13 protein-coding genes and 1 pseudogene are annotated in these 25246 nt (G+C 71.4%); 10 read left to right on the top strand and 4 right to left on the bottom strand.

Annotation, left to right across the window (positions count from 1 at the left end; all coding sequences use genetic code 11):
• Nucleotides 1-205: 205 nt before the first annotated feature.
• Nucleotides 206-1693 (bottom strand): FUSC family protein, encoded by a 1488-nt coding sequence (locus tag ACIQRL_RS17115; RefSeq protein ID WP_401332025.1) that lies wholly within the window; start codon nucleotides 1691-1693, stop codon nucleotides 206-208.
• 241 nt (nucleotides 1694-1934) lie between these two features.
• Between ACIQRL_RS17115 and ACIQRL_RS17110 the strand changes: the two genes are divergently transcribed.
• The 3 genes and pseudogenes from ACIQRL_RS17110 to ACIQRL_RS17100 all read left to right on the top strand — a co-directional run bounded on the left by ACIQRL_RS17110 (nucleotide 1935) and on the right by ACIQRL_RS17100 (nucleotide 3577).
• Nucleotides 1935-2411: an Lrp/AsnC family transcriptional regulator gene (locus tag ACIQRL_RS17110; RefSeq protein WP_401332024.1), complete on the top strand. Its 477-nt coding sequence runs from the start codon at nucleotides 1935-1937 to the stop codon at nucleotides 2409-2411.
• A gap of 86 nt (nucleotides 2412-2497) precedes the next feature.
• Nucleotides 2498-2674 (top strand): annotated as a pseudogene (locus ACIQRL_RS17105) (HAD family phosphatase); the annotation flags it as partial.
• A gap of 264 nt (nucleotides 2675-2938) precedes the next feature.
• Nucleotides 2939-3577 (top strand): TetR/AcrR family transcriptional regulator, encoded by a 639-nt coding sequence (locus ACIQRL_RS17100; protein ID WP_401332023.1) that lies wholly within the window; start codon nucleotides 2939-2941, stop codon nucleotides 3575-3577.
• Nucleotides 3578-3805: 228 nt separating this feature from the next.
• Here the strand turns inward: ACIQRL_RS17100 and ACIQRL_RS17095 are convergent, their stop codons facing one another.
• Entirely contained in the window at nucleotides 3806-4435 is a 630-nt protein-coding gene (locus tag ACIQRL_RS17095; RefSeq protein WP_401332022.1) for a dihydrofolate reductase family protein, read from the bottom strand.
• A gap of 144 nt (nucleotides 4436-4579) precedes the next feature.
• Entirely contained in the window at nucleotides 4580-5644 is a 1065-nt protein-coding gene (locus ACIQRL_RS17090) for an NAD(+)/NADH kinase (protein WP_401332021.1), read from the bottom strand.
• A gap of 645 nt (nucleotides 5645-6289) precedes the next feature.
• Between ACIQRL_RS17090 and ACIQRL_RS17085 the strand changes: the two genes are divergently transcribed.
• The 4 genes from ACIQRL_RS17085 (at nucleotide 6290) to ACIQRL_RS17070 (ending at nucleotide 11923) form a co-directional block, all read left to right on the top strand.
• On the top strand, nucleotides 6290-6970 hold the full coding sequence (locus ACIQRL_RS17085) for a class I SAM-dependent DNA methyltransferase (RefSeq protein ID WP_401332020.1): 681 nt from the start codon (nucleotides 6290-6292) through the stop codon (nucleotides 6968-6970).
• Nucleotides 6971-7023: 53 nt separating this feature from the next.
• Nucleotides 7024-8787, top strand: coding sequence for a SpoIIE family protein phosphatase (locus tag ACIQRL_RS17080; protein ID WP_401332019.1), 1764 nt, complete (start codon nucleotides 7024-7026; stop codon nucleotides 8785-8787).
• A gap of 616 nt (nucleotides 8788-9403) precedes the next feature.
• Nucleotides 9404-10987: a multicopper oxidase family protein gene (locus ACIQRL_RS17075; protein ID WP_401332018.1), complete on the top strand. Its 1584-nt coding sequence runs from the start codon at nucleotides 9404-9406 to the stop codon at nucleotides 10985-10987.
• A 195-nt stretch (nucleotides 10988-11182) separates the two neighbouring features.
• Nucleotides 11183-11923 carry a class I SAM-dependent DNA methyltransferase gene (locus tag ACIQRL_RS17070; RefSeq protein WP_401332017.1) on the top strand — a complete coding sequence of 247 codons (741 nt, stop codon included), beginning with the start codon at nucleotides 11183-11185 and terminating at the stop codon, nucleotides 11921-11923.
• 286 nt (nucleotides 11924-12209) lie between these two features.
• Here the strand turns inward: ACIQRL_RS17070 and ACIQRL_RS17065 are convergent, their stop codons facing one another.
• A complete protein-coding gene (locus ACIQRL_RS17065; protein WP_401332016.1) occupies nucleotides 12210-12332 on the bottom strand; it encodes a hypothetical protein in 123 nt (40 codons plus the stop codon).
• A 534-nt stretch (nucleotides 12333-12866) separates the two neighbouring features.
• Between ACIQRL_RS17065 and ACIQRL_RS17060 the strand changes: the two genes are divergently transcribed.
• The 3 genes from ACIQRL_RS17060 to ACIQRL_RS17050 are packed head-to-tail and all read left to right on the top strand — an operon-like array spanning nucleotide 12867 to nucleotide 25221.
• Nucleotides 12867-17894, top strand: coding sequence for an amino acid adenylation domain-containing protein (locus ACIQRL_RS17060; RefSeq protein ID WP_401332015.1), 5028 nt, complete (start codon nucleotides 12867-12869; stop codon nucleotides 17892-17894).
• The gene (locus ACIQRL_RS17055; protein ID WP_401332014.1) at nucleotides 17891-21211 is read left to right on the top strand and encodes an amino acid adenylation domain-containing protein; all 3321 of its coding nucleotides are present in this window, start codon (nucleotides 17891-17893) and stop codon (nucleotides 21209-21211) included. The genes ACIQRL_RS17060 and ACIQRL_RS17055 overlap by 4 nt, the downstream gene beginning before the upstream one ends.
• Nucleotides 21208-25221, top strand: a complete 4014-nt coding sequence (locus tag ACIQRL_RS17050) for an amino acid adenylation domain-containing protein (protein ID WP_401332013.1) — start codon at nucleotides 21208-21210, stop codon at nucleotides 25219-25221. Before ACIQRL_RS17055 ends, ACIQRL_RS17050 begins: the two co-directional genes overlap by 4 nt.
• Nucleotides 25222-25246: the final 25 nt, after the last annotated feature.

The raw sequence follows: 25246 nt of genomic DNA, 5'->3' as shown, positions 1-25246 counted from the left end.
CAAGAGTTCCGCCCGCGGGCCGCTCCCGCACGGTCCGCGGCGTCCGTACGTCCGGCGGCCGCGGAGGTGCCCGGCGGGTGCGGCGATCCGCCCTGTGGATGGCCGGTAAATCTGCCCCATTCCGGGCGCCCGTGTCCACAGAGCGAGGGCGGCGTCCCAGGGCTGCGGGCAGCCGCGGGACGCCGGGGGAAGCGCCCCGGAGGGATCAGGCGGCGACGAGCAGCGAGCCGCGCAGCGGTGTCTCCAGCTCGACGAGCGCCCGCTCCAGGCCGTGCAGGTGGACGAGCGCCTGCTCGGCACCCGGGTGGTGACCGGGGACGCCGTGCTGGGCCGCCGGAGCGCTCCCCGGTATGGCGCCGACCAGCGACTCCATCGCTGTCTCGACCCGTCGGCAGGCCGCGGTGAGGTGGGCGTCGTGCGAGGCGTCCGGGTCGGCGGCGACGGCGGCGAGACCCCGTACCTCGCGGGCGCAGTCGTCGAGGAGGGCGAGGATCGCGCGGGCCCGTTCCTTGCGTCGGCGCATCGGGTTGAGCGGATGCACCAGGGGCGCGACAGCCATCCGCACGCGCCCCAGAAGTGCTTCGAGCTCCCCCGCACGCGGCGCGGGGTCGGCCAGGGCGTCGCCCGCGAGCCGCCGGGCCGCCGCCGAGGTACAGCCGTGCACGGCGTGCAGGGCGCGCTCGATCCACCGGTCGGTGACCGTGTGCGTGGTGATGGGCAGGACGAGCGCGACCGCGAGTGCCGCGCCGAGCGCGCCGACACCGGTCTCGGCGAGCCGGAGTCCCAGAAGCCCGGGGTGCAGGACGCCGAGGAGCCCGTAGAGCAGGCCCGCCATGACGGTGACGAAGAACATCATCCAGCTGTACGAGAGCGCGGCCGTGTAGAAGATCCCGAAGACGCTCACCGCGACGAGGGCGAGGGTGGGCGCCGGTGCGCCGTGCAGCGGTACGGCGATCAGGAACCCGGCCACGATCCCGGTGAGCGTGCCGAGCACGCGCCGGAAGCCGCGTACCAGCGTCTCGCCGCGCGAGGCCGTGTTGACGAAGATCCACCATGCGGCGCCGACGGCCCAGTACCAGCGGTCGTGCGAGAGGACCTGGCCCGCGGTGAGCGCGAAGGCGCAGGCCGCGGTCGCCTGGAAGGCCTGGCGGGTGGCGGGGCGCGCCAGCCCGCGTCCGTCGAGCGGCCGCGGCGCGGCGGGCAGCGGACTGCGCCGCTCGACGCACCAGGCGCCGAACCGCACGGCCGAGGTCGCCGCAAGCGACAGGGCGACGGCGGCGTACAGCTGCGGGAGCTGGCCGGGCACCGCGTGCAGGAACTGGGCGGTGAAGAACATCATGAACGCGAAGATGCCGAGCGCGTGGCCGCGCGGGCCGAAGCGGCGGGCGTACACCCCGGCGAAGACCACGGCGAGCCAGCTGGCGTCCCGCAGTGTCGGCATCCCGTGCAAGGCGGTCGCGACCGTCAGGACCGGGAGACCGGCCAGCGGGAGCAGCGCGGTGGTGCCGGCCTGGCCGCGTACCGTCGGGTCACCGACCGTGAACAGCGCGAGGAGCGCCGCGAGCCCTCCGGCGATCGACGCGGGGAGCGACAGCCCGGCCAGTTGGCACAGGACGACCGCGAGGCCGATACCGAGCACCGCCCGGAGCGAGACCCGCAGCCGGAACAGTCCCGGATCCGGAGCCATGAACATCTTCTTCACCGTCGGCGGCCCGCCCCCACATCGCACTTCAGTACAAGGTTCGGCATGCGCAGCGCACATGCGAAAGGCGCCGCGGGTCCGGTACGGCGTCGTTGCCGTCCGGCGCTGCGCAGCGCCATCAATAGGGACAAGGTAAGCGGCAGTCGGGAACTGGCTCAACCGGCGCGGTTTCAGCTGGGCCATTGGTACAGTGGAAAGTGATCATTGTCGGCCACAGGGAGGCCAACGGACCATGGCCGTCGACGAACTCGACACCCGCATCCTGCGACTGCTTCTGGAGCAGCCGCGTACCAGCGTCCGCGAATACGCCCGCGTCCTCGGTGTCGCCCGCGGCACGCTTCAGGCCCGCCTGGACCGGCTGGAGCGGGACGGGGTGATCACCGGGACGGCCCCGTCGCTGTCCCCCGCGGCTCTCGGCCACCCCGTGCTCGCCTTCGTGCACATCGAGGTCACGCAGGGCCATCTCGACGACGTCGGCGACGCCCTCGCCGCCGTACCGGAGATCATCGAGGCGTTCTCGATCACCGGCGGCGGCGATCTGATCACCCGGGTCGCGGCGCGGGACAACGCCCACCTGGAGGATGTGATCCAGGCGCTGATCAGTCTGCCCGGCGTGGTCCGCACCCGGACCGAGGTGGCCCTGCGCGAACGCGTCCCGCACCGGTTGCTGCCGCTGGTGGAGTCGATCGGACGGGCGGCGCAGGGCTGAGCGGCCCCACCCCGATAGCGGCTGGTACCCCCGCAGCCGAGCAGTGTCAGCGCCACTCCCTGCACGGCTGACGACGGCGGCTGACGGCGGACCGTGTGGTCCTGGAGGACCCCGCGCCGGGCGCCTTCGCGCACACGGCCGGCTTGCGCTGCATCGCCGTCCCCTCCGGCGCGGCGCGGGCCGACGACCCCGCCTTCGCACGGGCCGATCTCCTGCTGCGCGGCGGGCAGGCCGAGTTCACGGAACGGGCGGCGTACGCGTGGCCGGCGAGCGTGGCCGCGCGTGCCTGCGCCGTCAGACTTCCGCCGACCTTTTCGGAAGGTCCGCGGCCGAAATCCCGCCGGGTGCGCCAGAATGCCGCTCGGCGACCTGTTCCGGCCGGCATCGCGCAGTAAGCCGGCCACCAAAGGCGGGGCCTGAACGGGCAGTTGTCCACGATCGGCGGACCCGGTACGGCTGTCCGGTCGGCGAGGGCGGTCCGGCGGTGCCCCGGGAGGAATCCGGCCTTCGTTCCGGAAGGAGTACGCGTGCACCCCGACAAGGACGCACCGGCGGGCTCGGGGGCGCCCGCACGCCCGGACGGATCTCTGCGCTCGGACGCGCAGCGCAATCGCGAGCGCATCCTGGCCGTGGCCCTGGCGGAGCTGTCCCGCTCGGCGGACACACCCCTGAGCGCGATAGCGAGGAAGGCGGGGGTCGGCCAGGGGACCTTCTACCGCAACTTCCACCACCGCGAGGCCCTCATTCTGGAGGTCTACCGCCATGAGGTGCGGCAGGTCACCGAGACGGCGGCACATCTGCTCGCCACCCAGGCACCGGATCGGGCGCTACGCGCGTGGATGGACGGTCTCGCGCGGTTCGCGATGGCCGAGGCGAGCCTGGCCGAGGCGCTGCGGCCGACCACCGGCACACCTCGGAGCGCGCTGACGAAGCTGGGCCACCGACCCCTGAGTTCGGCCGTCGCGCTCCTGCTGGGGACCAACGAGGAAGCGGGCACCATCCGGCCGGGGGTGACCCCCGACGACTTCCTGCTCGCCGTGTCCGGCCTCTGGCGGCTCGATCCGCACGGGGACTGGCAGTCGCCCGCCCGGCGCCTGCTGGACCTGGTGATGGACGGCCTGCGGATGGGCGCGCCGGGACCGGGCACACCCGCACAGGAGGACTGATCCCGCGCACGCGGGGCGGGCCGCGAACCGGTCACCGTCCGCAGAGGCAGGCCGCCCCCCGGTCACCATCCGCGGGGACAGGCCGCCCCCGGTCACCGTCCGCGGGGACAGGGCCGCGAATCGGTGACCGCCCGGAGGCGGACCGAAGAGGCGGGTTCCGGAGGCTGCCGCGGACCGTTCACCGTCCTCGCCTCGGTGGGCGACGGAACAGCCAGGCTCGGAACGTGGTCAGCGGCGGACCAGCCGGGCGTGCGTCGCCGCCGGCGATCCGACCAGCTCGGCGACCCGGTAGCCGTCGATCCCGTCCCCGAGGTTGTCGAACAGACGCTCGCCCCGGCCCATGAGCTGCGGGACGACGGCCAAGTGCAGTTCGTCGAGCAGCCCCGCGCGCAGGTACTGCTGGACGGTGGCCGGTCCGCCGCCGAGCCGGACGTCCTTGCCCGCCGCCGCCTCGAAGGCGCGCGCGAGGACCGTCTCGATGGGTTCGCCGGTGAAGTGGAAGGTCGTTCCGCCCTCCATGACGATCGAGGGCCGCAGGTGGTGCGTGAGCACGAACACGTCGTTGTGGTACGGAGGGTTGGGTCCCCACCAGCCCGTCCACGACTCGTCCTCCCAGGGCCCGCGCTGGGGCCCGAACATATTGCGGCCCATGATGGTGGCGCCGATGTTCTCCTCGCTGCGCTCCACGTACTCGACGTCGATTCCCCCCTTCCCGTCGGCCCGGTCTCGCATGGCGGCGAACATCCACTCGTGCATCCTCCCGAAGCCCTCGCCGAGCGGATGTTCGAGACGCTGGTGGGGGCCGGCGGCGTAACCGTCCACCGAAACGGTGATGTTGTGTACGCGCAGCTTGGGCATGACCGTGCTCCTGGAGTTCGTGGTTTCCCGCTCTCACCCGTGCGTCGTACGGGTGCACACCTGGATCGACACCTTCTCGCGGGGAACCTCCGCATGGCGCTTCTCCCGGAGAACCTCGGCGTGCCCCGCGACGGGGCCCCGCCGTCAGCGGGCCGCCGAAGGAGGTGGCAGGCGGAGTTCGGCGAGGTCGGGCGGGATGGGGGTGTCGGGGCGGAAGAACGGGGCGGGCACGCCGTCGGCCGCCGTGGCCGGTGCGTCGGTGAGGCGGAAGCGGTCGCGCAGCCGGCCGTAGAAGTCGGTGGCGTGCAACCGGATGAGGCGCACCCGCTGCGGAGCCCTGAAGACACCGATCCAGTCGCCGGGGTCGAGTACGCCGCGCAACTGGCCGTCGATGCTCACGGCGGCCTGGCCCGAGTGGGGCAGCACCCGCAGGGCGACGGGCTCGTCCGGCGCGGCGATCACACTGCGGTTGAAGGTCATGTGCGGTGCGATCGGGGTGAAGACGACCGCGTCCATGTGCGGGGAGAGCACGGGACCGCCGGCGGCGAAACTGTAGGCGGTCGATCCGGTGGGGGTGGCGACGGCGAAGGCGTCCGCCGAGTAGGAGGCCAGCCGCCGTCCGGCGATGTAGACGCCGACGCTGACCTGACGGTCCCGGGCCAGTTTCTCCAGGACGACGTCGTTCAGGGCCGTGACGTCCAGGGCCACCCCCCAGCCGTCTCCCTCCGTCGTCTCGGCTCTGACCTGCGGCGGCGGCAGGGCGGGACCCCGGCCGTAGTGGAGCAGGGCCTCCATTCCCCAGGGAATCTCCAGGGCCCGGGAGGCGCGCATGGTCAGCGTCATCCGTTCCTCGACCGTCACCTTCCCGTCGTGGACCGCCTGCAACGCCCGGGTGACGTCGGCCGCCGGCACCTCGGTGAGGAACCCGACCTTGCCGAGGTCGACGCCCAGCACGGTCGCGCCGCTCTTGACGGCGATCCGGGCGCCGCGCAGGAAGGTGCCGTCGCCGCCGAGCGTGACGACGAGGTCCGGGTTGCCGGCGGCCTCCGCTTCCGCCCGCCCGCCCCGACGCTGCTGGTCCTTGGCCCAGACATCGATCTCGGTGCACCGGATGCCCTGCGCGTCGCACCACACGTGCACGGCGCGGGAGACGTCGCGGGCCGCCGTCCGCCCCTGGTGGACGACCAGGCCGACGCGGTGTACGGACACAGCAACCTCCACGTCCACGTGAACAGGTACCGCAGGACCGGGGCCTGCCACGGACGGACCATGGCACCGCCACGGACGGACCATGGCGGGCCGCTGCCGGACTCGGACCCAGGACTGGACACGATCCTTCCATGAATACGACATTTCGGTACGGAGGGACAGGCCCGCCCGGACACGCCTGGACGGTCGTCACCGTCGGGACCGAGAGAGACCCGTCGCGCCGGGAGACAGCCGCCGAGCTGCCGGTCACCGACGCGTACGAGGCCGCATCACCGGCGAGCACGCCGCCTCCGCCCACGGAGAGCCGACTCCGCCATGCCCCGATCGCGGGGGGAGTTGTCGCCGCGCCCCGTTCCGGCCAACCGTGTCCGCCGGACGGATTCCGGCCGTGTCAGCGCCGCCTCGGGGGCCCCAACATCCGTGCGGGCAAGGCGAGTTCGACTGCGACGGACAGCCGGACACGCGGAGTCCGGGCCGTCCCGCCGACCGAGCAATTTCGGACACTATGGCATCCAGCCGAACACTGAACGACTATCGTCTCGAATTGACGTCTCCTGAGCGACCGACAAGGCTCGGAGATCCCGTCACGGCCGCTTTCATCCGAATTTTGGACTACTCCGATAGCCCCCATGAAAGGTTCCTTTCGTGATCAACAGCAATCACGGGACTGATTACGAGAGCATCCGGCTCGACCGCAGAGGCCAGGCCGAAGCCTTCGACGCCATCGGCGACCGCTACGAGGAAGCCTTCCCGCACAAGGAGGGCCAGGTCACCGCGGGCGAGTGGCTGATCGGATCGCTGGGCGGGGGATCACGGGTTCTGGATCTCGGCTGCGGCACGGGCGTGCCGACCTCGCGCCAGATGACGGAGGCCGGATTCGAGGTCGTGGGGGTGGACCTCTCCGGCGGCATGGTGAAGCTCGCGAGCACTTATGTCCCCGACGCGACGTTCCACCAGTTGGACCTCGCCGACCTGCGGCCGGGGGGCCCGCGCGACCTCGGCCGCTTCGACGCCGTCGCCGCCTTCTTCTCGCTGCTGATGCTGCCGCGCGCGGAGATTCCCCTCGCTCTGCTGACCATCCGTCATCTCCTCGTTCCCCGTGGCCTGTTCGTCCTGTCGATGGTCGAGGCCGATGTGGACGACTTCTCGATCCCCTTCCTCGGGAACACGATCAGGGTCTCGGGCTATCTGCGGGAGGACCTGCACAAGGTCATCGAGGAGGCGGGCTTCGAGATCGTCAAGGAGACCTCGTACACGTACGCCCCCGCGGTGGCGGACGTCCCGCCCGAGGAGCAGGTGTTCCTCTGCTGCAGACGGGCGGACTGAGGAGGCGGAGTCCGAGCCGCGGACCGCGCCACCCACTGGACGGGACAGAACGCGTGACCGAGCACCACACCCCCCACGAGGGCACCGCCCCGCCACAGGGCCTCCCCTCACCAGCCGCGGTGACGGACGGCCGCGTGCCGCAGACCGACCGCCTGCGGTATCTCGATGTGGCGACGCGGCGGATCGCCCGCGGGATGGATCTGGACGAGACACTCCGGGAGCTGCGGCAGGCGGCCGTGCCCGCGTTCGCGGACGCGATATTCATCCACCTCGACGACCCGCTGCCGGTGGGCACGGAACAGTCGGCGGCACCCGTCGTGCTTCAACTGCACAGCTCCGACCGGGCGTTGCCGACACCCCTGCCCACCGACGGATCCCCGCCACCGCCCGCGGTCCCCGAGGTCGCCGAGCGGGTGGAGCCGGCCGGCAGCGGACGGCTCGCGGAACTGCTGCGGGACGGGCGTCCCGCGTTCGGTGACGCGCCGGGCAACGCGCCCGCCGTCGCCGAACTGCTGGTGGCGGGGGCGAACCCACCGGGGACGCTGCCGCCGGGCCACCGCCTGATCATCGCCCCGCTGCACGGCAGCCATCACGTCATGGGCATGGTCGTCCTGCTCCGGGGCGCGGACCGCCCCGTCTTCACCGGCGACGACCTGCTCGTCGCCTCGCAGCTCGCCACGCACACGGCCCTCGGGGTCCAGAAGGCGGTGATGTACGGCCACGAGGCCGCCGTGGCGGACACGCTCCAGCACACCATGCTCCCGTCGTCGCTGCCCGAACCCACCGGCGTCCGGCTGGCCAGCCGCTATCTCCCCGCCTCGAAGACCGCCCAGGTCGGCGGCGACTGGTACGACGCGATCCCGCTTCCCGGCAACCGCGTCGCCCTGATCGTCGGCGATGTCATGGGCCACTCCATGACCTCCGCCGCGATCATGGGCCAGCTCCGCACCATCGTGCAGACCCTCGCCGGTCTCGATCTGCCGCCCGACGAGGTCCTGCACCACCTCGACGAGCAGGCCCAGCGGCTGGGCAGCGACCACATCGCGACCTGCCTCTACGCCATCTACGACCCGATCTCGCACCGCCTGCTGATGGCGAACGCCGGGCACCCGCCCGCGGTACTGCTCCACGAGGACGGCCGCGCCGAGGTCCTCGGGGTCCCGCCCGGTGCTCCGATCGGGGTCGGCGGCGTCGTGTTCGAGTCGGTGGAGATGGCCGCGCCCACCGGGGCGACCCTGGTGCTGTACACCGACGGACTCGTCGAGTCCCGCGACACGGACATCGGAAGCGGCGTCGAGGCGCTCCGGGTCCGTCTCCAGGGCACGGCGAAGGGGCTCGCCTCGCTGGAAGTGCTCTGCGATCACGTCCTGGGCACCCTGAGCCCGGGGACCCGGGACGACGACATCGCCCTGCTCACCGCCCGGTTCGAGGGCTTTCCGCCGGACAGCGTCGGCTACTGGTACCTGGCCCCGCACCCGATGACCGCGGGACAGGCGCGTCGGCTGACCCGCAGGGCCCTGCGCCGCTGGGGTCTCGAATCACTGATCGATCCGACCGAGCTCATGGTCAGCGAGGTCGTGACGAACGCCGTGCGCTTCGCCTCGCGGCCGCTGTCGCTGCGGCTGCTGCGCACCGATGTCCTCCGCTGCGAGGTGACCGACGACTCGCCCCAGGTGCCCAGGATGCGGCACGCCGACCTCGGGGACGAGAGCGGCCGCGGCCTCTTCCTGGTCAATCAACTCGCCCTGCGCTGGGGCGCGACGAGACTGAGCAGCGGCAAGGTCGTCTGGTTCGAGCAGAAGATCCCGGCGAAGTAGCGGCCGCCGGCCGCTCCGCCCGGTGGGGCCGCGCGCGCTACGGGCACGGCAGGACGGACGCCCGGGGTCGACGTCTGCCGCGATGGAGCCGTCGGCGGGAGGCAGCGCGGCCGTACGAGGGGACGGACCGACACGGCGGAGGCTCCCCGACACACCGACGGCACCGCCCGTCCACCGCGTCATCCCGGACTGCACGGGCACGCCCCTCCACCCAGGGTCCGCATCCGGCTGATTCTTGATCGACGGCTACGGGGTACGCATACCCGTACAGGGTATGGTGGCGGTCCTAGCTCGCAGGAAGTGCGGACGCCCCTGATGACGGTACGAGAGTTGCCCTGGGCCCGGTTCGGTGGCGCCGCCCGCCGGGTTCGCGGTCTGGTCGCGACGCTGTGCCCCGTGGTCGCCGTACTGGTTCACCACGAGCTCCCCGACCCGGCCGTCAGCACGACGTCGGCGACTCCCCCGCGCGACGGGTCGGATTCCGTCTCCCGACCTGCCGTCCCTCTCTCGACCGCGCACATAGGCCACGCCCCACGGCTTCCCGCGTCCCTCGACTGCGCCCAGCCGTGTGTGGACCGTTCCCAATGCCTGTCGCGCATCGAGAAGAGGACCTTTCGTGAACAGCATCAACCGCCGCTCCGTCCTCGCCGGACTGGGAGCGGCAGGTGCCGGCCTGCTCGCCGCCTGCGGCAACGACGGCTCCAACAGCCCCTCCCTCCTCAGCCCTTCCGGTTCCCAGGTCGCCCGTGCCCAGAGGAAGCGGAGCGGTACGGGCAGGGTTCAGAGCCTCAACGTCACCGCCGTGCCCGCCACGCTCGACCTGGGCGGCGGTGTCCTGGCCAAGTCCTGGGCCTTCGGCGGCCAGGTTCCCGGCAAGGAGATCCGCGTCTCCACGGGCGACACGCTCGCCGCTGAGCTGTCCAACCAGTTGCCCAGCGGCACCACGACGTCCGTCCACTGGCACGGCATCTCGCTGCGCAGCGACATGGACGGTGTACCGCCGGTCACCCAGACCCCGGTGCGCGCCGGATCCAGCTTCACGTACCGCTTCATCGCCAACACACCCGGCACGTACTTCTTCCACCCGCATGTGGGTGTCCAGGTCGACCGCGGCCTGTACGCGCCGCTGATCGTCGAGGACCCCAGGGAGCCGCTGTCGTACGACGACGAGTGGGTCGTCGTCCTCGACGACTGGCTCGACGGTGTGACCGGTACGCCCGACGACGTCTTCGCCGAACTCAGCCATCAGATGCCCGGCATGGACACGAAGAGGACCGGCCCGACCGGCTCGACCGGCTCGAAGGGGGCCATGTCCTCGCCGTCCCCTTCCTCGTCCGCGCCCTCCGGCGACGGCACGCCGACGAAGTTCAGGCTCAGCGGCGCCTCCAGTCCCTTGCTCGGCAGCGACGCCGGGGACGTCAAGTACCCGTACCACCTGGTCAACGGGCGGGTGCCGACCGACCCGGTCGTCTACGCCGGCAAGCCTGGCAGGCGCGTCCGCCTCCGGATCATCAACGCGGGCGCCGACACCGCGTACCGGGTGGCGCTCGGCGGCCACAAACTGACCGTCACGCACACCGACGGTTTCCCCGTCGAGCACCAGGAGGTCGACGCCGTGCTGATCGCCATGGGCGAGCGGTACGACGTCCTGGTCACCCTTGACGACGGCGTCTTCCCGCTCGTCGCGCTCGCCGAGGGCAAGGACGTCGCAGGTATGGCTCTGGTGCGCACCGGGTCGGGAAGCGCGCCGGAGCCGACCGTGCGGCCGGCCGAACTGGACGGCCTGTTGGTGACCGCCGCACAACTGCGCGCGAGCGACGGCGTACGACTGGAGGCGAAGGACCCCGACCTGGTTCACCGCGTCAACCTGAGCGGCAACATGGACGCGTACAACTGGGCCATCAACGGCAGGCAGTTCGACATGGCCGACCCGACCGCGAACCCGCTGCTCGTCCAGGAGGGTCAGCGTGTCCAGATCGACTTCTTCAACTCCACGAGGATGTGGCACCCGATGCACCTGCACGGCCACACCTACCAGCTCACCGACGGCGGCCCGCGCAAGGACACCACCATCGTGCTGCCCAGGTCGAAGGTGTCCGTCGTCTTCGACGCCGACAATCCCGGACAGTGGATGCTGCACTGCCACAACGCGTATCACAGCGAGGCAGGGATGATGGCGCTCCTGGCCTACGGAACCTGACCCTCCGGAGCCTCGGCGCTCGGTTCCCGGCCGGGTTCGGAGCCGAGGCCACTCGCTCTCCCGGCCGTACGGGCCGTCGGGCCACCGGGCGCACCCTGGTGGCCCGTCCGCTCGCGCAGCCGGCTCTCGAACTCGACGGGTCGGCGCAAATAAATGCGTCGACAGGGCCCGCCGCGCCCGCCAAAGTGGCCTCCCATGACGAGCAGCGAGTTGTGGAGCCGTGCGACCGCCGACCGCTACGACGCCGAGGAGAGCGAGAACTCCTCGGCCGTCGCTCTCGGTCCGGCTCTCACCTTTCTCTCCGAACTCGCCGGAGAAGGCCGGGCACTTGAGTTCGCCATCGGAACCGGACGCGTGGGCGTCCCGCTGCGGGAACGCGGCGTGCCGGTCGCGGGCATCGAACTGTCCGAGCACATGGCGGCGGTCCTGCGGCACAAGGCCGACGAGGACACGCTCCCGGTCGTCATCGGGGACATGGCCACGACCGTCGTCCCCGGCGAGTTCACCTTGGTCTATCTCGTCTACAACACGATCACGAACCTGCTGACGCAGGACGAACAGGTCGAGTGCTTCCGCAACGCCGCGCGTCATCTCACGCCTGGCGGCCGGTTCGTCGTCGAGCTGGGTGTTCCGCCGCTGCGATTCCTGCCTCCCGGGCAGGTCGCGGTGCCGTTCGACGTCTCCGAACGGCACCTCGGCTTCGACACGTTCGACCTCGTCGAGCAGATCCTCGTCTCGCACCACCTCACCCGCGACGGCGACGACGGCCGCTATCGCCGCGACGCCTCCCGGCACCGGTACGCGTGGCCGGCGGAACTCGACCTGATGGCACGGATCGCGGGCCTCGAGCTGGAACGGCGCGTCGCGGACTGGGACGGTACGCCCTTCGCCCAGGACTCCGCGAAGCACATCTCCGTGTGGCGCAAGCCGGCCTGAGGCCGGGAACCGGCCTCGCGGTCCCGGCCGCGCATTCCTGACCCAACAGCCCTGACCCAACAGTCCTGGCCGCGCGGTCCTGGCCGCGCGGTCCACCGACTGGCCGCGCCCAGCTATCCGAGAATCGACAAGCGAACCTCACGGTCGGGATTGTCCCGGTTCGTGTCCGCCAAACTCCGTCAGGGCAACTCCCAGCACAGCCAGGACATTTGGGGCGCGTCGGGGGATCCACGTTCAGGTGCCCTTGACCGGGGCCCCGGAATCGCCACGCACTCCACATGCTTGATCAGGTCAGCCGCGTCCTGTCGAGATCGGTGAAGCGCAACTGGGCGCCGGGGTGCGGTTGTTCCCTACGGACGATCAGCCGCATGGCCTTCGGCCGCGTGCCCAGGTCGGGGATGCCGGTCACCGCGACCCAGGCGCCAGGACGCTCGGTGCCGCCCGGATCGTAGGCCGGTGGCCGCCTTCTTCGGGATCTTCAGCACGGCCCGGGGGATGGCGGCTGTGATGGTCATTCCGACGGAATACGACAGCCACCGGCCCGGCGGGAGAGCCGGTCGAGGAAGGCGTGGGCGCCGTCGGCGGAGCCGGTGCGGATCAGCTGTCCCGCGGGACCTCGCCTCCGGCGGGCCGGGAGGTGTGAGTGGCACGGCCCGTGTACCGAAGTGCCGCTCAAAGTGCCTCTGACAGTGCCGTTTTGGCTGTCACGGCGCACTTAGTGTGACCACACCGATCGATGATCGCCCCCGCCCGGACCGCGCACCCAGCTCGCACACACCCTCCCCCTCCCCTCCCTCCCGGACGTCCGTCCACGTCTGCCCGCAACCGCCGAAGCAGGGCAACCGCGACGACGGACCGGCCACCGGCCGACCACCGGCCGGCCCCCGGTCATCGCCCGCTCCAAGGTCACCGCCCGTCCGTCACCGCCCTCATGGAGAATTCCGTGACACCAGCAGATCCCGGACACTTCCTCGACACCTTCCTGCGCCAGGCAGCCGCGACCCCCGACCTCCCCGCGGCAGAACTCGGCGACCACCACCTGACCTACGCCGAACTCACCGCCCGCGCCACCGCCACCGCCGCCCGCCTGCACTCCCTTGGCGCGGGCCCGGGAACAACGGTCGGCGTGCTTCTGGAACCCTCCCTCGACCTCGTGACCTCGCTCCTGGCCGTCGCCCGCACCGGCGCCGCCTGGCTGCCACTGGACCCCTCCTACCCGGCCGCCCGGCTCTCCCACATGATCCGCGACTCCCACACCACCCTGGTCATCACCGACCTGCCCGCACCCCCGTGGCTGCACGAACTCGGCATCTCCCTGGCAGAGCCCGCCGCCGACACCGCGCCCACCGAAGACCTCCCCATGCCCCGGCTGCACCCGGATTCCGCGGCATACGTGATCTACACCTCCGGCTCCACCGGACGCCCCAAGGGCGTCACCCTCACCCAGCACGGCCTCGCCAACCTGGCCGCCGCACAACGCACCGCGTTCACCGTGCACCCCGGCCACCGCGTCCTGCAGTTCGCCTCACCGAGCTTCGACGCATCCGTCTTCGAACTGACCATGGCCCTGTGCTCGGGCGCCACACTGGTCCTGCCGCCCCGCCGCGACGTCCTCTACGGGCCCGGCCTCGGCGACTTCCTCGCCGACACCCGCATCACCCACATCACCCTGCCCCCCAGCGTCCTCGCGATGCTGCCGCCCCGGGAACTGCCCCATCTGGAGACGATCATCTGTGCCGGGGAAGCCCTGCCCCAGCACCTCGTCGACCGATGGGCCCCCGGCCGTACCATGTTCAACGCCTACGGCCCCACCGAAACCACCGTATGGGCCTCGCTGTCCCGTACCGGGCAGGGAGCCGGCAAACCGAGCATCGGCCACGCCATCGACGGCGTGCGCCTCCACGTCCTCGACGACTCACTGCGCCCGGTAGCACCCGGCCAACCCGGCGAACTGGTCATCGCCGGCGACGGCGTGGCCCGCGGATACATCCGCCGCCCGGCCCTGACCGCCGACCGCTTCGTGCCCGACCCCCACACCCCCGGCCAACGCGCCTACCGCACCGGGGACCTCGTACGGACCACTTCCGACGGCCAGCTCGACTTCCTGGGCCGCATCGACCAACAGATCAAGCTCAACGGCTTCCGCATCGAACCCGACGAGATCGCCAGTGTGCTGCGCGAACATCCCGCCGTCCACGACGTCGCCATCACCATGGACCACCACGGCGACGACAACCGACTCACCGCCTACGTCGCGGCACCCCACACCAGCCCACTGACACTGCGCGAATTCGCCACCGAACACCTCCCACACTTCATGGTCCCCACCATCACCGTCGTCGATCGACTCCCCCTGCTGCCCAACGGAAAACTCGACCGAGCCGCGCTGCCCACCCTCAGCCGCACATCACTGGGCCTCGGCAGCAGCGAAACCCGAGCCCGCACCGCAACCGAACGCCGACTCGCCGAGATCGCCGCCGAGTTCCTCGGTATCGACGGTGTCGGCGTCGACGACGACTTCTTCCTGCTGGGCGGTCACTCGTTGCTCGCGGGGCGCCTCGCGGCGCGGGTGCGTTCGGAGTTCGGCACCGAGTTGCCGATATCGAGCATCTACGAGGAGCGCACGGTGGCCAGGATGGCCGCCGAGCTGGACCGGCTGGGCCGCAGCGCGCCGCCGCTGCCGCCGGTGGTCCGCGTCCCCCGGGACCGTCCGCTGCCACTGTCCTTCCCGCAGGAGCGGATCTGGTTCCTGGAGCAGCTCTCCCCGGGCAACCTCGCCTACAACGCGCAGGCCACCATACGGCTGCGCGGACCGCTCGACGCGCAGGCCCTGAGTGCCACGATCACCGAAGTGGTCCGCCGGCACGAGATCTTCCGTACGGCGTTCTCCACGGTCGACGGCGCCCCGGTGCAGGAGATCCGTCCCCCGATGGCGGTCCGGGTGCCCGTGGTCGACCTCCAGGACGTGCCGGAGGAGGACCGGGAGCGCCGTACCGAGGAGGTCGTACGGGATACGATCCGCCGTCCCTTCGAGCTGACGGACCCACCACTGGCCCGCTGGCTGCTGATCCGGCACGCGCCCGACGACCACACCCTCGTCCAGGTGGAGCACCACTTCGTGCACGACGGTTGGTCGTTCGGCGTGCTCCTCGACGAGATCCGCGCGATCTACCCGGAGCTGGCGGCCGGCCGGCCGTCGCCGCTGCCCGAACCGCCCATCCAGTACGCCGACTTCGCCGCCTGGCAGCGCGCGTGGATGCGCGACGAGGTGCTGGACCGTCATCTGGACTATTGGCAGGGGCATTTGAAGGATGCCCCGCTGGTCCTCGACCTGCCGACGGACCGGCCGCGGCCGCGCGTCCCGTCCTTCCAGGGCGCGGCCCTGCGGGTGGAGCTGCCGGCCGAACTGAGCCGTGCGCTCAGGGAGTCCAGCGAGCGGTCGGGGGTGACGCTGTTCGCCTCCATGCTGTCGGGCTTCGCCGCCCTGCTGAGCCGCTACTCGGGGCAGAGCGACCTGGTGGTGGGCACGGGTGCCGCCAACCGCCGGCTCGCGGAGACGGAGCGCATGCTGGGCATGGTGGTGAACACCCTGCCGTTGCGGCTGGACACCTCGGGTTCCCCGGACTTCGCCGGGCTGCGGCAGCGGGTGCACGAGGTGCTGGTGGAGACCTCGGACTGGCAGGACGTGCCGCTGGACCGACTGGTGGAGGCCGTGGCGCCGCCCCGGGTGCCGTCGATCAACCCGCTGTTCCAGGTGATGTTCAGCTTCCACAACGCCATCGTCCCGGAGCTGGAGTTCGGGGGCGTGCGGGGCACCGTCCTGGAGCGTCACAACGGTTCGTCCAAGATGGACCTCAACATCGTGGTGGTACCACGGGCCCAGCAGCGCGCGGGCCGTGAGGATCACCCGGACCGCGACCGGATCACGTTGATCTGGGAGTACGCCACCTCCCTGTTCGACGAGGACACGATGCGGCGGATGGTCGACCAGTACGTCGCCCTGCTGCAGTCGGCGGTCGCCGAGCCGGACCGGCCGATGGACCGGATCGCGCTGGTGTCCGGGGACACGGCGGACCGCGAGCCTCCGGCGCTCGGCGGTGGGCTCGGCGAACGCGTCGAGTTCTCCGGCGGGCTGCTGACCGATCTGGTGGACGCCGTGGCCGCGGGCACCCCGCAGGCGCCGGCCGTTACCGACTCCGAAGGGACCCTGTCCTACGCCGAGTTGACGGGACGCGCCAACCACCTGGCCGCACGGCTGCGGGCGGTGGGGGTCGGGGCCGACACCCCGGTCGGCCTGTGGATGGACCGGTCCGCGGAGATGGTGGTGACCCTGCTGGCGATCGTGAAGGCGGGCGGTGCGTTCCTGCCGCTGGACCCCGACCTTCCGGTGGGCCGTGTCGTGACGCTCCTGACAGATGCGGGAGCGCCCCTGATCTGTGCGGACGGACAGCGGGCCGAGTCGCTCGCGGGCGGCACTCTCACGGTCCTGGACTGCGGTCCGGGAACGCTGACCGAGTCAGCACCCACCGCGCCCGACAGCGGCGCTTCCGGGGACAACCTGATCTCCGTCTACTACACGTCCGGCTCCACCGGCACCCCCAAGGGCGTCGCCTCCACCCACACCGGCTGGACCAACCGTATCCAGTGGATGCAAGCCCAGTACCCTCTCACCCCCGGCGAGAACGTCCTGCACAAAACCGTCCTCAGCTTCGACGACTCCGCCGTCGAGATCCTCTGGCCCCTCATCGCCGGCGCCACCGTCGTCATGCTGCCGCCCGGACTGCACCGCGACCCCCGCGCCATCGCCGACTGGAGCGCCCGCCACGACATCGTGGCCCTCCACTTCGTCCCCTCCATGCTCACCCTCTTCCTCGACGAGATCACCCCCACCCGACAACCCCTCACCCACCTCCGCCACGTCATCTCCAGCGGCGAAGCCCTCCGCCCCGACCTCGTCACCAAATTCCACCAACACCTCGCCCCCACCCGAGCCCGCCTCCACAACCAATGGGGCGCCACCGAAGTCTCCATCGACTCCACCAGCCACACCTGTGCCACGGAGGACGAGTGGGCGGGTGACGTGTCCCTCGGTGAAGCGATCGCCAACAACCAGGTCCTGGTGCTCGACGAGCACCTCAACCCGGTACCCGACGGTGTCCCCGGCGAGCTCTACCTGGGCGGTGCCGGCCTCGCCCGCGGCTACCTCGGCGACGCCCGCAAGACCGCCGCAGCCTTCGTGCCGCACCCCTTCACCCACAGCGGACGCCTCTACCGGACCGGCGACCGCGGCATACGGCGCCCGGACGGCAGGCTGACATTCCTGGGACGCGCGGACAGCCAGGTCAAGATCCGCGGCATCCGCATCGAACCCGCCGAGATCGAACACACCCTCCGCCGCCACCCCCACATCCACGACGCCGTCGTCACCAAATGGGAACCCACCCCCGGCGACCACCGCCTCGCCGCCTACATCACCACCCACCACGACATCACCGAAGACAACCTCCTCGCCGACCTCAACACCCACCTCAGCGACCAACTCCCCCTCTACATGATCCCCTCCAGCATCACCCTGCTGGACCACATCCCCGTCAACGCCAACGGCAAGACCGACCACCGCGCCCTGCCCCAGCCGCGGTACGAGGCGGACGCGGTCGCGGTGCGGCCGGCCACGGAGGCCGAGCAGCTGATCGACGGCATCTGGGCGGAGGTGCTGGACCGGTCCGAGCTGGACATCCACGCCAACTTCTTCGCCCTGGGCGGGCATTCGCTGCTGGCCACCCGGATCGTCTCCCGACTGCGCTCGGCGCTGTCGGTCGACGTCCCGCTCGCCCTCATCTTCGACAACCCCACCGTCCACACCATGGCCACCGCCCTGGAGAACCTGCTGTTCGACGCGGTAGGCGAGCAGGACGCGCACGCGGCTTCGGCCACCGTCGGGGACGCAACGGCCGAGAGGACCCGATCATGACCACGACCCGGATTCCCGAGGCCGGCCCCGAGGCCGATCCGCAGGCGGCGCGGGGGGCCCAGGTCAGGTCGCTGCTCCAGGGTGCCCGTGCCGCGCAGCGCGGCGACGCGGCGACGACGGCCATCCCGGCGGCCGAGCCGGGCGCGCCCGTGGCGTCGTACTCGCAGGAGCGGATGTGGTTCCTGGAGCAGATGATGCCGGGCTACAACACGTCCACCGTGATCAGGCTCCGGGGCGCCCTCGACGTCGACGTGCTGGCCCGGAGCTTCACGGTGGTCGCCGGGCGGCACGAGGTGCTGCGGACGGTCTTCGACGAGCGGGACGGCGCCCCCGTCCCCCGGGTGCTGCCGGCCGCGCCGGTCCCGGTCCTGGTCCATGAAGCGGCCGGGGACAACGCCGGTGAACGGCACGCGGCGGGCCTGGAGTCGGCGCGTGAACTGATGCGCGAGCCGCTCTCGCTGGCCGCCGGTCCGGTCTTCCGCGTCGCTGTGGTGCGGTTGGCCGAGGACGACGCACTGCTCGTGCTGGTGATCCATCACATCGCGATCGACGGCACATCGATGCGGGTGCTGTGGTCGGAGTTGTCCCGGGCCTACGAGGCTCTGGCGGCCGGCCGGGAGCCGGAACTTCCACCGCTGCCCCTCCAGTACGGGGACTACGCGGCGTGGAGCCGGGTCCACCAGACGCCGGAGCGGCTGCGGCACCAACTGGACCACTGGCGGGAGCGGCTGGCGGGAGCGAGCGCCGACGAACTGCCCACGGACCGGCCCCGGCCGGCCGTACGGACCGGGAACGGCGCGCAGTTCTCCTTCACCGTCGACGGCGAGCTGGGGGCGGCCGTCAACCGCTTCTCGCGGGAGCACAACGCAACCGCGTTCATGACGTTGACCGCCGCGTTCAGCGTGGTCCTCGCCCGGCACTGCGCAACCCGGGAAGTCACCCTGGGCACACCGATCGCCGGCCGGGTGCGTCCCGAACTCGACGGGTTGATCGGCTACTTCGTCAACACCCTGCTGATCCGCACCCAGTTGGCCGACGACCCGTCGTTCGAGGCGCTGCTGGCCCGGACCCGGGCGAACACCATCGCCTCCTACGAGCATCAGGAGCTCCCCTTCGAGGCACTGCTCGAGGAGCTCCAGCCGGAGCGGGACCCCAGCCGCAACCCGCTGTTCCAGGTGCTGTTCTCCCTGGGCGACGAAGAGACGGACGACCTGGTGCTGCCCGGTCTGGCGACCGAGCGGGTGGAACTGATCGACGGCAAGTCGCGGTTCGACCTGACCGTGGCCCTCACCCGGGCCGGTGACACGTTCACAGGTGTCGCGTACTACGAGTCCGACCTCTTCGAGCCCGTGACGATCAGCCGGCTGATGCGGCACTTCGTCACCTTCCTGCGCAACGCGCTGGCCGATCCCGCCCGGCCCGTCTCCCGTGTCGGCATGGTCGACGAGGGCGAACGCGACCGGCTCCTGGCAGCCGGGCTGGGTGAGTCCGTGGTGTTCCCGGAGGGTTCGCTGGGCGATCTGGTGGACGGCGTCGCTGCGGCGGCCCCGAATGCCGCGGCTGTCACAGACTCCGAAACCACCCTGTCCTATGCGGAGTTGACAGGCCGCGCCAATCACCTGGCGGCACAGTTGCAGGCTGCCGGGGTCGCCCCGGACACCCCGGTCGGCCTGTGGATGGACCGGTCCGCGGAGATGGTGGTGACACTCCTGGCGATCGTGAAGGCGGGGGGCGCCTTCCTGCCACTGGACCCCGACCTTCCGGTGGGCCGTGCCATGAGGCTCCTGACAGATGCGGGAGCACCCGTGGTCTGCGCGGACCACCAGCGCGCCCATGCGCTCGAGATCACCGGTGGGAGCGGCACTCTCAGGGTCCTGGACTGCGGTCCGGGAACGCTGACCGAGTCCTCACCGACCGCGCCCGACAGCGGCGCCTCCGGGGACAACCTGATCTCCGTCTACTACACGTCCGGCTCCACCGGCACCCCCAAGGGCGTCGCCTCCACCCACACCGGCTGGACCAACCGTATCCAGTGGATGCAAGCCCAGTACCCTCTCACCCCCGGCGAGAACGTCCTGCACAAAACCGTCCTCAGCTTCGACGACTCCGCCGTCGAGATCCTCTGGCCCCTCATCGCCGGCGCCACCGTCGTCATGCTGCCGCCCGGACTGCACCGCGACCCCCGCGCCATCGCCGACTGGAGCGCCCGCCACGACATCGTGGCCCTCCACTTCGTCCCCTCCATGCTCACCCTCTTCCTCGACGAGATCACCCCCACCCGACAACCCCTCACCCACCTCCGCCACGTCATCTCCAGCGGCGAAGCCCTCCGCCCCGACCTCGTCACCAAATTCCACCAACACCTCGCCCCCACCCGAGCCCGCCTCCACAACCAATGGGGCGCCACCGAAGTCTCCATCGACTCCACCAGCCACACCTGTGCCACGGAGGACGAGTGGGCGGGTGACGTGTCCCTCGGTGAAGCGATCGCCAACAACCAGGTCCTGGTGCTCGACGAGCACCTCAACCCGGTACCCGACGGTGTCCCCGGCGAGCTCTACCTGGGCGGTGCCGGCCTCGCCCGCGGCTACCTCGGCGACGCCCGCAAGACCGCCGCAGCCTTCGTGCCGCACCCCTTCACCCACAGCGGACGCCTCTACCGGACCGGCGACCGCGGCATACGGCGCCCGGACGGCAGGCTGACATTCCTGGGACGCGCGGACAGCCAGGTCAAGATCCGCGGCATCCGCATCGAACCCGCCGAGATCGAACACACCCTCCGCCGCCACCCCCACATCCACGACGCCGTCGTCACCAAATGGGAACCCACCCCCGGCGACCACCGCCTCGCCGCCTACATCACCACCCACCACGACATCACCGAAGACAACCTCCTCGCCGACCTCAACACCCACCTCAGCGACCAACTCCCCCTCTACATGATCCCCTCCAGCATCACCCTGCTGGACCACATCCCCGTCAACGCCAACGGCAAGACCGACCACCGCGCCCTGCCCCAGCCCAAGGCCACCACCCAGAACACCAGCACCCGGGCAAGCGGAGCAGCCGAGCAACTGGTCGCCGGCATCTGGACGGAAGTACTCGACCAACCCGATCTCGACGTCCACGCCAACTTCTTCGCCCTGGGCGGCCATTCACTCCTCGCCACCCGGATCATCTCCCGACTGCGCACAGCGCTCTCCCCCGACATCCCCCTCGCGCTCATCTTCGACAACCCCACCATCCACACCATGGCCGAAGCAGTCGGACACCTCCTGCCCGCGTCCGGTACGGCCGACGGGAGGACGCCCCGATGACGACAAGTCCGATCGTGGAACGCGCGGTGGACACCGTGCGGCGGCAGACCGACTCGGATCCTGCTCTGGACGCGCCGCTCTCCGCGGCGCAGCGACGGGTGTGGCTGCTCGAACACCTCCGTCCCGAACTCGTCGAATACAACATGGCGCAGGTCTTCGAGCTGACCGGACTGCTCGACGCGAACGCGCTCGACGCGGCGCTGGGGCTGGTCGTGGAGCGGCACACCGTCCTGCGGTCCAGGGTGGTGCAGGACGCGACCGGCGGCCCGCGGCTGCGCGTCGGACCGGCGTCGGCGATCCGGCTCCAGCGCACCGATCTGCGGTACCTGACCGTCGGGCCGGCCTACGACGAGGCGTATCGGCTGAGCAACGCGGACATCCAGGGGCGGTTCGACCTCGCCACCGGCCCGTGGTTGCGCGCCCGGCTCACCGAACTGCCCGAGCAGCGCTACCTGTTCACCGTGGTCGTGCACCACATCGCGGTGGACGCGGCATCGATGCAGATCCTGTGGCGGGAACTGTCCGAGGCGTACACGGCGTTGACCGCCGGCAGCCGTCCGGAACTGCCCGATCTGCCGATCCAGTACGGGGACTACGCGGACTGGGCGGCCCGGCGGCTGGAGACGCCGGAGGCGGTCGCCGAGGTGGAGCACTGGAAGCGGACCCTGGCCGGGGCGACCCCGACGGAGCTGCGCGGCGACCGGGCGCGGCCCGCGGTGCGCGGCGGCACGGGCGCCCGGATCTCCCATGTCATCGACGCCGAGGTCGCCGACGGGGTACGGGAGCTGGCCCAGAAATACCGCGTGACGCCGTTCATGGTGCTGTTCTCGGCGTTCGCGGCCCTGGTCTCCCGGCACACCGGGAGCCGGGACGTGACGATCGGCGTGCCGATGTCCGGCCGCACGCTTCAGGAGACGGAGGGCCTGATCGGGTTCTTCGTCAACACGGTCCTGCTGCGCACCGGCCTGGAGGGCAACCCGACCTTCGCCGAACTTCTCTCCCGGGTCCGGGGGACCACGCTGGAGGCGTACGAGCACCAAGGCGTGCCGTTCGACGTGCTGGTCGATGAGTTGCGGCCGGAGCGCGACCTGAGCCGCAACCCGCTGTTCCAGTTGCTGTTCAACCTGGTCGAGGAGCAGACCTCGCAGCTGCGACTGCCCCGGGTGTCGGCCCGGTCGCTGCCGGTCGAGGCGGACACCGCCCGCTTCGACCTGGACGTCACGGTGGTGACACAGGGCCACCGGATGGAGGTGCTGATCTCCTATGCGACCGAGCTCTTCGAGGCCGACACGGTGGGCCGGTTCGCGGAGCACTACCAGCGGATCCTGGCGCACGCGGTGCGGCGCCCCGAGACCCGGATCGGCGATCTGGACCTGCTGACGCCGGGCGAGGAACGGCTGCTGCTCCACGGCTGGAACGACACCGCCGTACCGGAATCTCCACTGCTCGTGCCTGAGCTGGTGGACCGGCAGGCCGAGCTCACCCCGGAGGCGGTGGCCGTGCGGGGTCTGGACGGCACGGAGATCACCTACGCCCAACTGGTGCGCAGAGCAGCAGAGTTGGCGTCCGTGCTGCGGGCCCAGGGCGCGGGACCGAACGCCCCGGTGGGCGTGATGGTCGAGCGGTCCCCGGAGCTGCTGGTCGCGCTGCTCGCGGTCCTCAAGTCGGGCGCGGCCTACCTCCCGCTGGAGTCCGACTATCCACCGGACCGGCTGGCGTACGTACTGGCCGACAGCGGGGCGCGGCTGCTGCTGGGCCGTCCGGAGCTGGTGGCCGGGCTGGACCTGGACGCGGACGTCCGAGTCGTCGACATCGGCGCGCCGCCGCCGCTGCCGCCGGGGGAACCGCCGGAGCCGGTGACGCCGCGGCCGGACGACCTGGCGTACCTCATCTACACCTCCGGTTCGACCGGTCGTCCCAAGGGGGTGATGGTGCCCCACCGGGGCCTGGTGAACTTCGCCCTGCACATCGCCCGTACCCTCGGCCTCACCGGTGACGACGTGCTGTGCACGGTGACCACCGTGGCGTTCGACGCGTCGGTGCTGGAGCTGTTCGTGCCGCTGGTCAGCGGCGCCCGGATGGTCGTCGTGGACCGGGAGACCGCCTCCGACGGCGCCGCCCTGGCCGGCGCTCTGGCAGAATCCGGCGCCACGATCCTGGCGGCGACGCCGGCCACCTGGCACCTGCTGCTGCTCGGCGGCTGGCAGGGCGGCGACCTGCAGGCCGTCACCGGCGGCGAAGCGCTCTCCCCGCAGCTGGCCCGAGAACTGGCGCCACGCGTGTCGCGGCTGTGGAACCTGTACGGGCCGACCGAGACCACCGTCTACTCGACCCTGCACCGGATCGTCCCGGACGATGCGGCGGGGCCGGTCTCCATAGGGCTGCCGATCGCCAACACCCAGGTGCACCTGGTGGACGACCGGATGCGGCTGGTGCCGGTCGGGGCCGTCGGCGAACTGGTCATCGGCGGCGCGGGCGTCACCCGCGGCTACGCCGGGCGACCCGGGCTGACCGCGGAGCGGTTCGTGCCCGACCCGTTCGACGCCGACGGCCGGCTGTACCGCACGGGCGACCTGGCCCGTCGGCGAACCGACGGCACGCTGGAGTTCATCGGCCGGGAGGACTCCCAGGTCAAGATCCGCGGCCACCGGATCGAACTGGGCGAGATCGAGGCGGCTCTCCAGCGGTACCCGGCGGTGGCGCGGGCCGCGGTGATCACCTCGGGCGAGGGTCTGGCCCGGCGGATCATCGGCTACGTCTCCTGGCGGGACGAGCCCGACGAGCCCGGCCTGCGGGGCTTCCTACGCGAGCGGCTGCCGCAGTACATGGTCCCGGCCGCGCTGGTGAACCTGGAACGGATGCCGCTCACCCCGAACGGCAAGGTCGACCGCAAGCGGCTGCCCGAGCCGGCCGCGGAAGGAGGCACTGAGCCTGTCGCGCCCCGGGACTCGCTGGAGCTGCGGGTCACGTCGATCTGCGAGCAGGTCCTCGGCCGATCACCCGTGGGCGTGCGCGACGACTTCTTCGCCGCGGGCGGCAATTCGCTGAGCGCCTTCGAACTGGTCGAGGCGGTACGGCGGGAGCTGGGTGTGAGCGTGCCACTGAGCACGTTCTTCAGGACGCCGACGATCGAGGCGCTGTGCGGGGCGCTGCCCGGGATGTCAGCCGTCTCCGAACGGCTGCTGGTGCCCCTGGCGTCGGCTTCGCCGACCACCGGTTCGCCGCTGTTCCTGGTCCACCCGCACGGCGGCGGCGTCAGTTCCTACATGGGTCTGGCCAGGGAACTGGAGGGCTCCGTCGACCTGTACGGCGTCGAGGCTGTCGGGTACAACACCGACGTGGCGCCGCTGCGCACCGTCGAGGAGATCGCCGAGCGCTATCTGGCCGAGGTCTCCGACGTGGCGCCCGAGGGTCCGGTGCTGCTCGGCGGCTGGTCTTTCGGCGGTGTCGTGGCCTTCGAGATGGCGGCGCGGCTGGAGCGGGCGGGCCGGAAGGTCGCCGCGCTGGTGCTGCTGGACTCGCCGGTGCCGGGGTCCGCGGACCTCGTCGGCGACGAGGACGTGCTCTCGCGCTTCGGTGCCGACGCCGGACTGTCGTCGCAGCAGATGCGCACGCTCGACGACAACGCGCTGATCGCGGCCCTGGTCCGGCGATCCCACCAGGACGGCCGGCTGCCCGACCGGATCGAGTCCACGGCCGTGCGCCGCATGGTGGAGGTGGCCCGCGCCAACGGGGTGGCCGCCGGGCGGTACCGGCCCGGCACCGTGCTCGACGCCGATGTCCACCTCATCACCGTCTCCGAGGCCCACCCGACCCTCAAGAGCCCCGATGTCGACCCGGACGCCTGGCGGGCGCTGACCCGGGGCACGGTCGCCACCGTGCCGGTGCCGGGCAACCACCACGACATGGTGCACCCGCCGCACGTCGGTGAACTGGCCGCGCGGATCGCAGGGATCGTCCGCCCCCACCAGGCCGCGGCGCACGCCGCGCGCCCGTCCGCAGCCACGTGACGGGCAACGACGCCGGCCGGACGCG

Source organism: Streptomyces sp. NPDC091209, assembly GCF_044757755.1.
In the GTDB taxonomy this organism is placed as follows: domain Bacteria; phylum Actinomycetota; class Actinomycetes; order Streptomycetales; family Streptomycetaceae; genus Streptomyces.
The sequence above is the reverse complement of the archived record's forward strand: the minus strand, read 5'-3'. Positions and strand labels throughout refer to the sequence as shown.

Bases quoted from the DNA above. Each gene is read 5' to 3' on its own strand.
- ACIQRL_RS17115 (WP_401332025.1), bottom strand. From the start codon at position 1,693: ATGTTCATGGCTCCGGATCCGGGACTGTTCCGGCTGCGGGTCTCGCTC.
- ACIQRL_RS17110 (WP_401332024.1), top strand. From the start codon at position 1,935: ATGGCCGTCGACGAACTCGACACCCGCATCCTGCGACTGCTTCTGGAG.
- ACIQRL_RS17095 (WP_401332022.1), bottom strand. From the start codon at position 4,435: ATGCCCAAGCTGCGCGTACACAACATCACCGTTTCGGTGGACGGTTAC.
- ACIQRL_RS17070 (WP_401332017.1), top strand. From the start codon at position 11,183: ATGACGAGCAGCGAGTTGTGGAGCCGTGCGACCGCCGACCGCTACGAC.
- ACIQRL_RS17055 (WP_401332014.1), top strand. From the start codon at position 17,891: ATGACCACGACCCGGATTCCCGAGGCCGGCCCCGAGGCCGATCCGCAG.
- ACIQRL_RS17050 (WP_401332013.1), top strand. From the start codon at position 21,208: ATGACGACAAGTCCGATCGTGGAACGCGCGGTGGACACCGTGCGGCGG.